5 protein-coding genes are annotated in these 12,259 nt (G+C 33.7%); all 5 read left to right on the top strand.

All coding sequences use genetic code 11. From position 1 onward, the window contains the following. The first annotated feature begins 80 nt into the window (after positions 1–80). From ACWGOQ_RS04105 to ACWGOQ_RS04085, 5 genes are read left to right on the top strand one after another with little or no spacing between them, the layout of a single operon-like run. On the top strand, positions 81–3,314 hold the full coding sequence (locus ACWGOQ_RS04105; RefSeq protein ID WP_452056388.1) for a VCBS repeat-containing protein: 3,234 nt from the start codon (positions 81–83) through the stop codon (positions 3,312–3,314). A 1-nt stretch (position 3,315) separates the two neighbouring features. After that, a complete protein-coding gene (locus ACWGOQ_RS04100; protein ID WP_452056389.1) occupies positions 3,316–6,636 on the top strand; it encodes a VCBS repeat-containing protein in 3,321 nt (1,106 codons plus the stop codon). Continuing rightward, positions 6,633–9,971 (top strand): VCBS repeat-containing protein, encoded by a 3,339-nt coding sequence (locus ACWGOQ_RS04095; protein WP_452056390.1) that lies wholly within the window; start codon positions 6,633–6,635, stop codon positions 9,969–9,971. Before ACWGOQ_RS04100 ends, ACWGOQ_RS04095 begins: the two co-directional genes overlap by 4 nt. A 28-nt stretch (positions 9,972–9,999) precedes the next feature. Next, the gene (locus tag ACWGOQ_RS04090; RefSeq protein ID WP_452056488.1) at positions 10,000–11,343 is read left to right on the top strand and encodes a vanadium-dependent haloperoxidase; all 1,344 of its coding nucleotides are present in this window, start codon (positions 10,000–10,002) and stop codon (positions 11,341–11,343) included. A gap of 1 nt (position 11,344) precedes the next feature. Beyond that, a complete protein-coding gene (locus tag ACWGOQ_RS04085) occupies positions 11,345–12,247 on the top strand; it encodes a GyrI-like domain-containing protein (RefSeq protein ID WP_452056391.1) in 903 nt (300 codons plus the stop codon). Positions 12,248–12,259: the final 12 nt, after the last annotated feature.

Genomic DNA, 12,259 nt, shown 5'->3' with positions numbered 1-12,259 from the left:
AATTGCGTATCCCTACTAAAAATATTAGTATTTATATACCACTATTTCTTCTTTTTTTATCTTGTAAAAAAGAGGACGTGATGTATCGTTTTCAGTTGTTGCCTGAAAAAAAAACTGGTATCAATTTTCAAAATAAACTTGAAGATACTCCAGAACTAAATATACTAACATATCTTTATTACTATAATGGTGCTGGTATTGCAGTAGGTGATTTTAATAATGATGGTTGGGAAGATTTGTATTTTGTTTCAAACCAAAATGAAAATCAATTATATATAAATCAAAAGGATTTTAAATTTTCTGAAACCACCTCAGATCTTCTTAAAGATAAAGAAGGATGGTCTACAGGGGTCACTACTGTAGATATAAATAACGATGGTTTATTAGATATTTATGTGTGTAAAGTTGGAAATTACAGAGGGATAAAAGGAAAGAACAAACTCTTTATAAACCAGGGATCTGATGATAAAGGAATTCCTTATTTTAAAGAAGAGGCAAAAGACTATCAATTGGATATCTCTAGTTTTTCTACACAGGCTAGTTTTTTTGATTATGATCGGGATGGGGATTTGGATATGTATCTTTTAAATCACTCAGTACACCCTAACCGTACGTATGGAAGAGGAATCAAAAGGGAGCAGGTTGATTCGCTTGCTGGTGATCGATTGTATCGAAATGATCATAGTAAATATGTCAATGTTTCTAGCAAAGCAGGGATTTTTCAAGGTTCAATAGGATATGGCTTAGGGATAGTTACAAGTGATATTAATAATGATGGCTACCCTGATATGTATGTCAGTAATGACTTTTTTGAAAATGACTACTTATATGTCAATCAGCAGAATGGTGCTTTCAAAGAAGTAATTACTTCTGGCTTACACAAAATACAGCATACATCTCACTTTTCTATGGGTGCAGATATTGCTGACATCAATAATGATGGATTTTCCGATATTATATCATTAGATATGTTGCCAGAAGATTTAGCGACCTATAAATCATCTGGAACTGAATATGGATTCACAATTTATAATCAATATCTTAAAAATGGATATCAACCCCAATACATGCAAAATGCGTTGCAAATAAACAGAGGTAATGGAAATTTCAGCGAACTTGCTTTTTTTTCTGGGATTGCAGCCACTGAATGGAGTTGGACATCATTAATGGCAGACTATGATAATGATGGTTTTAAAGATATTTTTATCTCTAATGGAATTAAAGGAGCAACCAATGATATGGACTTTATAAGTTTTATCGCCAATGATAATATTCAGAAACGTATAGATGCAGGAATGACTAAAGAAGATTTAGCCTTGATTGATGAATTACCAAATAAAAAAACAGTAAATTATTTTTATCGTAATAATGGCGATCTAACTTTTGAAAATGTTTCTAACTTCTGGTCAGAGAGTTTACCTTCTTATAGTAATGGCGCAGTATATGCAGATTTAGATAATGATGGTGACCTGGATATTGTAACAAATAATATTAATGAAAAAGCCTTTGTTTACCAAAACAAAACAGATACGTTGGGAGATCATAATTACCTAAAAATACAATTGAAGGGGTCGGCAAAAAATCGCAATGCGATTGGTGCCAAAGTAACAATTTTTACTAATAATGGGTTACAAACTTCAGAAGTATATGCTACCAGAGGATATTTATCTTCAGTTTCCTCTATAGTACATTTTGGTTTAGGTAATGGTTCTGATATAGACTCTATTAGTGTTCAATGGCCCGATGGAGGTTCTTCAACACATAAAAACATAGCAATAAATACGACAATCACTTTAGCGAAAGGTAAGGTTAAGAATACGATGAGTGTTACTAAAAAACCTTTCTACATGATTAAAAATGATTCATTACTGGTAAACTTTAAACATCAGGACTATGAAACAAAAGATTTTAGTGTAGAACCCTTAGCACCTTATGCAGTTTCTAACGAAGGTCCCCATATTTCTGTACAAGATGTAAATAACGACGGATTAGAAGATGTTTTTATCCCTGGTGGAAGATTTAAACCTGGGACATTATTTTTACAAGAGATGTCGGGTAGATTTAATAAAACAAAACAACCTGATTTGGAATTATACAAAAAATATGAAGATATTGATCAGCATTTTTTTGATGTAGACCTAGATGGCGATTTGGATTTGATTACGATTTATGGAGGAAATGAAAACTATTCTGGGTATGAGAGAGGGCCTGTACTATTCGTTAACGAAAATGGCAAGTTCAAAGCTAAATCTGATGCTTTTCCAGAAATAGAAATAAATGCTTCGGTAGTCATTACTTCCGATATCGATAATGATGGGGATATAGATATTTTTATTGGAAGCAATAGCGTATCTGGATCTTATGGAAAATCACCTGAAAATTATCTTTTCGAAAATGATGGGAAAGGCACTTTTAGAGAAATAACGGCAACGAGTGCTGTAGAGTTATATACCATAGGACAAGTATTTGATGCAAAATTTGTGGATCTTAACAAAGATAATTATCAGGATTTAATATTAGTTGGGCATTATATGCCGATAACATTTTTTATAAATGATACAAAAGGAAATTTTAAAAAAGAACACATCATTTCATTGGAAAACACAAATGGTTGGTGGAATTGTATAGCAGTTCAGGATATGGATAGAGATGGAGATCTTGATATTATAGCAGGTAATTGGGGACTGAATAGTCGCTTACACGCATCAATTGAAGAACCGATACAATTGTATCGCAATGATTTTGATACTAACAGCAAAGTAGATCCAATAGTAACGTATTTTTATCAGGGAAAAGAAACGCCCATTGCAACCAAAGATGAATTGACAAAACAGATCCCTCAACTTAACAAGAGGTTTCTGTCATATAAGACATTTTCCGAGGCTAACTTTTCAGATTATTTTTCAAAAGAAAAAATAGATCAAGCAGAGAAAAAACAAGTTTTAACCCTTGCAACATCATATTTTGAAAATAAAGGTAACTTTAATTTTCTTCAACACAAGCTGCCTTGGGAGGCTCAAATTTCTTCGGTTCACGATGTGTTGATTCAAGATATAAATAATGATCAATACCCCGATATAATTCTAGGAGGTAATACCTATGAGATCAGCACTCAATTAAGTAGATTAGATGCATCTTATGGAGAAGTATTATTAAATGATACAAAAGGAAATTTCAGCAGTGCCAATAATACAGGTTTGGAAGTGAATGGAGCTGTAAGATCAATAGAATCAATCAAAGTTAAAGATTCGACGTATTTTTTATTCGGAATTAATAACGATCGCATCAGAGTGTTTAAAAAACTAAAAAGGTAGTATGAATAAGTTCTTATATATCACTTTTATTATATTCGTGTCTTTTTCTTGCACAAAAGAGAAACGGGAAGAAAAAACTATAGAACAACAGCCTACATTATTTACCAAACAGTATCCTGAAAAAACAAATATCAACTTCGTTAATCAGGTCGATAACGAAAAAGACTTCAATATTTTCACCTACAGAAATTTCTATAATGGTGGTGGAGTAGCTATAGGTGATATAAATAATGATGGTCTGCCAGATATTTATTTGACTGCAAACAAGAAAAAAAATAAGCTGTATCTTAACAGAGGGGATTTTACTTTTGAAGATATTTCTAAAAGTTCCAATACGACCGGAAAAAACTCTTGGTCCACCGGTGTCGTAATGGTAGATATCAATGCAGACGGATTATTGGATATCTATGTTTGTAATGCGGGTAATGCAAAAGGAGACGATCAAAAAAACGAACTCTTCATCAATAACGGTCCTTCAGCAGACTCTGGAATAATAACGTTCACAGAAAAAGCTGCGGCATATAATCTAGCAGACAGCGGTTTCACAACGCACGCTGCGTTTTTTGATTATGATAACGATGGTGATTTAGACGTATATATTCTCAATAATAGTTTTATTCCGGTGAGTAGCTTGGGATACGTAAATAAACGTACACTAAGAGCAAAGGATTGGGATATTCCCGAGATCTTAAAAGGAGGAGGTGATAAATTGTTAAGAAATGATAACGGAGTTTTTACAGATGTTAGCGAAGCTGCGGGAATATTCGGCAGCTTGATTGGTTTTGGATTAGGAGTTACCATAGGAGATGTCAATAAGGATTTGCTACCCGATATATATGTGTCTAATGATTTTTATGAAAGAGATTACTTATATATTAATCAAGGCGATGGAACATTTAATGAAGAAATTAAAAATTGGGTAAAGCATTTAAGTATCTCCTCAATGGGAGCTGATATGGCAGATATTAATAATGATGGCTATCCAGAGATTTTTGTGACTGACATGTTACCAGAAGATGATCAACGACTTAAGGAAACTGGCTCTTTTGAAAGCTATGATGTTTATCAATTAAAGAAAAGCAGGGATTTTTATAATCAATATATGCAGAATTCACTTCAGCTCAATAATGGTGATCATACATTTTCAGAAATTGCCTTCTTTAGTGGTGTAGCCAAAACCGACTGGAGCTGGGGAGCATTGTTATTTGATATGGATAATGATGGTTACCGTGATATTTTTGTTAGCAACGGAATTTACCACGATCTTACCGATCAGGATTTCATGAACTTTTTTGCCAATGACATCATACAAAAGATGACATTAACCGGTAAAAAAGAAGAAGTAGATTCGATTATTAATAAAATGCCATCTACACCTATTGCAAACTATGCGTTTAAAAATAATGGTGATCTAAGCTTTTCGGACACAACAAAACATTGGGGATTTGATGAGCCTACATTTTCTAATGGATCGGCCTATGGAGATTTGGATAACGATGGCGATTTAGATTTGGTAGTCAATAACTTCAATATGCCAGTTGCTGTTTATAAAAATAATAGCGAAAATAAAGGGCATAACTATTTAAAAATTAAAATTAGAGGTGGCAACAAAAATACTTTCGGAATCGGAAGTGTTGTTGAAGTGTATTTTGATGATAAAATAATGAGGCAAGAGTTGATACCATCAAGAGGTTTTCAATCATCAATCGATTATATTATGACATTAGGCCTTGGCAATATAGATAAAGTAGACTCTCTGCGTGTTATACATCCAGGTGGGAGATCTCAATTGATTCAGGATGTAGCAATTAACAAGCAACTCGAACTCAGTTATAAAAATGCTAATTCGGATCATCAATATCTTAAAGAAAAAAGTAACAACTATTTTGAAGAAATCTCTCATACATTATTTGAACATAAAGAAGACCCTTATGTAGATTTTGATTATGAAGGATTGATCTATAAAATGCAATCCAGAGAAGGACCTGCTATGGCAATTGCTGATGTTAATGGTGATGGTAATGACGATGTTTTTATTGGCGGGGCCTACAAGCAAACAGGAAAACTATACACACAAGGTGATTCAGGAAAATTGAAACTCACTTCTTTTGAAACTGAGGATTTTTTCGAAGATGTTACAGCGGTTTTCGAAGATATTGACGGAGATAATGATCTGGATTTGGTAATAGGATCTGGAGGAAATTTTAGAGGAGCGAGAGCCGGTGTGAGAAGTTATCTAAATGATGGTAAAGGAAATTTTTCAAGAGGAAAAGTTATCAAACCAACAAATACGAATATTTCGGTATTGGCAGCCCATGATTATGATCAGGATGGAGATGTGGACATTTTTGCAGGAAGTCATAGTATTATAGGAACCTACGGAGTTTCTCCACAGAGCTATTTCCTAGAGAATGATGGTCGTGGTAACTTTACAGAAGTTACAGCAAAGAAAGCTGAGGGTGTTAAAACCATTGGGATGATTACTGATGCAACCTGGAGCGATATCAATGCTGATGGTAGAAAAGACCTTATTATTGTAGGCGAGTGGATGCCTCCAAGAGTATTTATCAATGATGGAAACAAATTAGAATTGATTTCAACTAATCTAGACAAAATTTCAGGTTGGTTTAATACGGTAGAAGCAAGAGATTTAGATAATGATGGCGATGTGGATTTGGTTCTGGGTAATAGGGGGTTGAACTCTGTATACCAATGTAGTGAAGAATCTCCTTCTAAATTGTATATAAACGATTTTGATAATAATGGCACAGTAGAACAGATCATTACTCAAACTATAAATGGTAAAGATGTTCCAGTACAACTAAAGAAAGAAATAACCGCACAAATTAGTGCGCTAAAGAAACAAAACCTTAAGTTTTCTGAATATGCTACAAAGTCCATTGACGAATTGTTTTCTAAGGAAGTATTGGATAATACAACTATTAAAACGGTTAATAACTTTGCAAACTTAGTAGCGTTTAATAATGGCGATACTACTTTTGAGATAAAAGAGCTTCCGACAGCGGCACAATTATCGTGTATCTGTGATATTGAAACAGAAGATGTAAATAACGATGGTCACCTAGATCTTATCGTAGCAGGTAATAATTATAATCTTAAGCCACAATTCTCTAGATTGGACGCCAGTCGTGGAAATATTTTGTTAGGAGATGGAAAAGGAAACTATAAAGACCAAAAATTTTCTGGATTTTTTGTAGAAGACGAAGTGAGAACAATGAAATGGATGAAAAATAAAACAGGAGAACAATATTTACTAGTAGGAATTAATAATGAAACTCCTAAGATTTTTAAGTTAAAATGATTAGTGCCAGTCCAAAGATACAAACGAGTCTTACAAATTTTCGAAATCGAACGGGTTTCTTTCTAGCGATAAAAATACTATGCGCCGTTATTTTATTCGGATTAACCTCCTGTTCTCAACAACAAATACAACAAGGAGAAGTATTCGATAAAATAACATCAGAGGTTACCAATGTTACCTTTCAAAATACGCTAAAACCCACTGAAGAATTAAATATTTTAGATTATCTATATTACTACAATGGCGCAGGAGTTGCGGTAGGAGATATTAATAAAGATGATTTAGTAGACGTATTTTTTACCTCTAATCAAGGCAAAAACAAACTATATCTTAATAAAGGAAATTTTCAATTCGAAGATATCACTGATAAAGCAGGATTAGCAGGAAATTCTGATTGGAATACCGGAACAGTAATGGCTGATGTTAATGGTGATGGGTATTTAGATATTTATGTTTGCGCTGTAGTCGGCCTGCAGGGGTTACAAGGAAAGAACGAACTATTCATTAATAATGGTGATAATACATTTACAGAAAAAGCGTCGGAGTATGGATTGGATTATAAAAACTATTCGACAGCCGCAGCATTCTTTGATTATGATAATGATGGAGATTTGGATATGTATTTATTGAACCACGCTATCCATACACAGCATTCTTTTGGTAGCGCATCACTTAGAAATAAAAGGAATCCCGAAAGTGGTGATAAACTGCTCCGAAATGATGATAATATATTTATAGACATCAGTGCTGAAGCTGGAATTTATGGTGGTGGTAATGGTTATGGTTTGGGATTGGCAACAGCAGATTTTAATAATGACGGGTATACGGATATTTATGTGAGTAATGATTTTCATGAAGATGACTATTATTATCTCAATAATGGAGACGGTACTTTTAGCGAATCGCTAAAACAACATTTTGGGCACACCAGTCGCTTTTCAATGGGTAATGATGTAGCAGATGTTAATCACGATGGATATCCAGATATTATGACCTTGGATATGACCCCAGAGGATGAAACTATTCTTAAAGCTTCGGCAGGAGATGAAACAGTAGACATGCTGCAAATGCGTATTAGCCGGTTAGGATATCATTATCAATACGCCAGAAATATGCTCCAAATCAATCAGGGAGATTATTTTACTGAAACCGCCTTGTTAAGTGGTGTCGCAGCAACAGATTGGAGTTGGTCTGCTTTATTTGCAGATTACGATCAAGACGGAGAACAAGATGTGTTTATATCTAACGGAATTCCAAAAAGACCTAATGATTTAGATTATATAAAATACATCTCTAACGAAAAAATTCAGGAAAAACTAAATAGTTCAAAGCTAGTTGATAATGAGGCATTAAATATAATGCCATCGGGCCAGGTACAGAATTGTATTTTTAAAGGAAATAAAGGAATAAGTTTTGTTGATAAATCTTCCAGTTGGCTTCCTATAGAAAACACCGCCTCAACAGGCAGCGCATATGCTGATTTTGACAACGATGGAGATTTAGATGTCGTAACCAATAATATCAATGCACCAGCCTCTTTTTATCACAATAAGACAAATCAGAAAACTAAATTTTTAAAACTTAAATTTGATTTTAAAGATAAAAACAAACTAGGAATAGGGACCAAAGTAATCTCTTATCATCAAGGAACTGTACAATACAGACAATTGTTTACTTCTAAAGGTTTTCAATCGTCTTCTGAACCTATAATTCATTTTGGATATGATACCATCAAAACGATAGATTCACTAAAAATTATCTGGCCGGATAACACCATTCAGATGGCAGAGAATATAGCAACCGATCAGACATTAACAATTAGATTGCTACATAAAAGGGGGGGCGTTAATTATGAAACATTATTTCCGAAAAAGAAAGGTTGGTTTAAAAAGGTAGATAGCATTCCCGGATTGCAGTACGTTCATAAAGAGAATAACTACACAGATTTTAATCGACAAAAGTTGATCCCTTACAAAATTTCTGATCGGGGACCAGCTACTGCAATTGGAGACTTAAACGGTGATGGGAAAGATGATGTTTTCTTTGGTAGCTCAAAGCTTGACACCTCTAAAATATACATTCAAACGGGTACTGGATTTGAAGAACTTCCGTCTGAAATTCTTTCATTGGATAAAAAGAAAGAAGATGTTGTAGCAGTTATTGAAGATTTAAATAATGATGGTAAAAACGATTTGCTGGTGTCTTCCTCTGGAGGAGAGTTCTATGGGGAATCAAGTGAATTGCTAGATAGATTATATGTAAATTCTGAAAAGGGTTTGGTAAAAAGTGATTTTCCTGAATTATACGAACACGAATCAGTAATCAAACCATTTGATATTGATAATGATGGAGATGTAGACCTTTTTATTGGTGGGTATACCGTTTCTAATGATTTTGGTAATATTCCGAATTCGTATCTCCTTCTCAATAATAAAGGAAATTTCAGTAAAAAAGAAAATTTGGATCTACAGCAAGTCGGAATGGTTACAGACGCTATTTGGAGTGATTTTAATAGTGATGGATTAAAAGATTTAATTGTGATAGGAGAATGGATGTCTCCCCGTTTTTTCGTAAATAAAAATGGTAATTTAGTGGATGTATCCAAAGAAGTTTCTACAGAAAAATTAAAAGGTCTTTGGCAATCCATCATAGATTTTGATATCGATAATGATGGCGATATAGATTATTTATTGGGTAATTTTGGATTAAACTCTAAGTTTTCAGCTTCATCGGATTTTCCGCTAAAATTATATTATGACGATTTTGATGGTAATAATAAAACGGAAACAATTTTAGCATTACCAAAAAATGAGAAATACTATACCGCCATGGGATTAGATGAACTTTCGGGGCAGTTAAATTTTCTAAAGAAAAATTTTACCACCTATAATGATTTTGCAGGTAAAACGGTAGAAGAAGTTTTTGGTCAAAAAACATTAGAAAATGCAACGTTGTTAGAGGTGCACCAATTGGCTTCAGGATATTTAAAAAATGAAAGTGGAAAATTTACATTTGTTCCTTTTAGCAACTCGCTTCAATTGGCTCCAATTCTGGCGATGTTAAAATATGACTTTAATAGAAACGGAAAGGAAGAAGTTTTGATGGCAGGTAATTATTTTGGAGTAGCTCCATATCATGGAAGATTCGATGGGTTTGGGGGAGCAATATTAGAAAGTAACAATTCTGTGATTGAAGCTCACGAGTTAGATATTAATCTAAGTCAGAAGTCGGTTAGAGGATTAAATATTATTAATTTTGTAAATAAGGATTATTTACTAATCACATTAAACAATGGAAAAGCAGAAATCTATGAAATGCTTCAATATATTAATTAAAACAACCTTTGCAGCACAGCATAAGCAAATGTTTTTATTTGCTTTGTTTTTAGTGCTTTTAAATGCCTGTCAAAAAGAAGTAAAAGAAATTGAAGTCTCTGCTGAGGATTACCATCAGGCAGTAGATAAAATAACAGAAGTAATGGTGCATGATATTTTTTCTCCACCTGTAGCAAGCAGAATATATAACTATGCTAATATTGCCGCATACGAAGTAATACGGCAAGAAGGAGAACATTACAAAACGTTATCAAGTCAATTGCGCGATCTAAGAGCTGTTGCTCCTGCGGATACTACCAAAAACATTAATTATAAACTTTCAGCACTGGTTGCATATTTAGAAGTAGGAAAATCATTACTTTTTTCCGAAGCTCGCGTAGAAACGTATCGGGATAGCCTATACAAATCATGGAAGTTGCAAAATGCAGAAACATTTAATGATTCTAAAGCATATGGGTTAGAAGTAGCAGAACATGTTAAAAATTGGTATGCTTCAGATAATTACGCACAAACCAGGACGATGCCTAAGTTTTCCGTAAACACCGAAGATCCTTCTAGGTGGCAACCGACTCCACCGGATTATATGGATGGTATAGAACCTCATTGGAAAGAAATAAGACCATCAATCATTGATTCTTCTTCACAGTTTAAACCAGTCAAATATCCTGATTTCTCCTTAGAAAAGGGTACGCCATTCTACAAAGAACTAATGGAAACTTATGAAGTGGGTCAGAAAATTAAAGAAGAAGGTGAAGATTCAGAAAAACTACAAATTGCACAATTTTGGGATTGTAATCCTTACGTATCAACACACAAAGGTCATTTAATGTTTGCAACTAAAAAAATCACACCTGGTGCCCATTGGATTGGAATATGCAAAATTGCCTGTAAAAAAACGAATGCAGATTTTGCAAAAACTGTTTTTGCGTATACTAAGACATCAATAGCTATTGCTGATGCATTTATTAGTTGTTGGGATGAAAAATATAGAAGTAATCTAATTCGTCCAGAAACTTTAATTAATCAACATATTGATGAAAATTGGACACCAGTGTTACAAACACCCCCATTTCCAGAATATACAAGCGGACACTCTGTAGTATCTGGTGCTGCGTCTACAGTTCTTACCGATATTTTTGGGGGTAAATTTGCCTTTGACGATGACACCGAATTACAGTTTGGATTACCTATTCGATCTTTTGAATCCTTTAATCAAGCTGCAGATGAAGCCGCTGTAAGCAGATTATATGGAGGTATTCATTACAGGGCTGCTATAGATCTGGGGTTAGATCAGGGACGTTCTTTAGGAAGTTTTGTAGTAAATAAATTAAAAATGAACACATCAAATTCTGGAGTAGTAAGTTCTAATTAAGATGAAGAGAATTATAATTTTGATCTTGATACTAGTATCAGGATTATCCATCTGGTATTTCTATATTAGAAAATATGATTATCAAGTAACCTTTACATCAAAAGGTTCTCGAGGAAGCGTTTATCATCAGGTATTGGGTTGGGAATCTTGGGGAGAGAATCCAAAAGTAAAAAATATTACCACGATGGATACGATTCTATTCGAAAGTGTAAAACAACAGGTAAAATTAAATGATACAATTCTTGATTTAGAATGGAGGTTAGAAAGTATAAACGATTCCGTAACGAAAGTTAAAGTTGGTGTGACTTCAGGAAAACACGCTATGGCGAATCGATTAGGGATTCTTACCGGTGAAACTCCATTTACTAGGTCGCTAAAAAAAGAATTAAAAGATTTCGGAAAAGGAGTTAATAATTTCGCAAAGAATTTTAGCATACAAATAGAAGGAATAGCTGAAATACCACCCTTAGAATATCTTTATGTTACATCCGCATCCAAAAGCTATAGAAAAGCAGCAACAATGATGCAGACAAATACACAATTATACCCAAAAATATTAGAAAATGGAGCAGAGGTGGATGGTCCACCTTTTGTAAAAATAAAGGAATGGAATATTGTAGATGATAACATTAAGTTTGATTTTGGTTTTCCAATTAGATACAACGATTCTTTACCGATAAACGCTAAAATAAAATATGATAAATTACCTAAGCAGAAGGCTCTAAAAGCCATTTTTTATGGTAATTATCGATATAGTCATCAAGCTTGGTTCGCGTTAATGGAGTACGCAGAAAAGAGAAACATTCCTGTAGAGAAAAACCCTCTAGAAATATTCTATAATAATCCTATGCAAGAAGGGAACGCTTCACAATGGAAAGCAGAAATCTTTATGCCTTTGAAATAGTGAATTTTCCAA

The sequence above is a fragment of the Aquimarina ulvae genome, from assembly GCF_053613295.3.
This window is presented reverse-complemented; position numbering and strand designations above follow the sequence as displayed.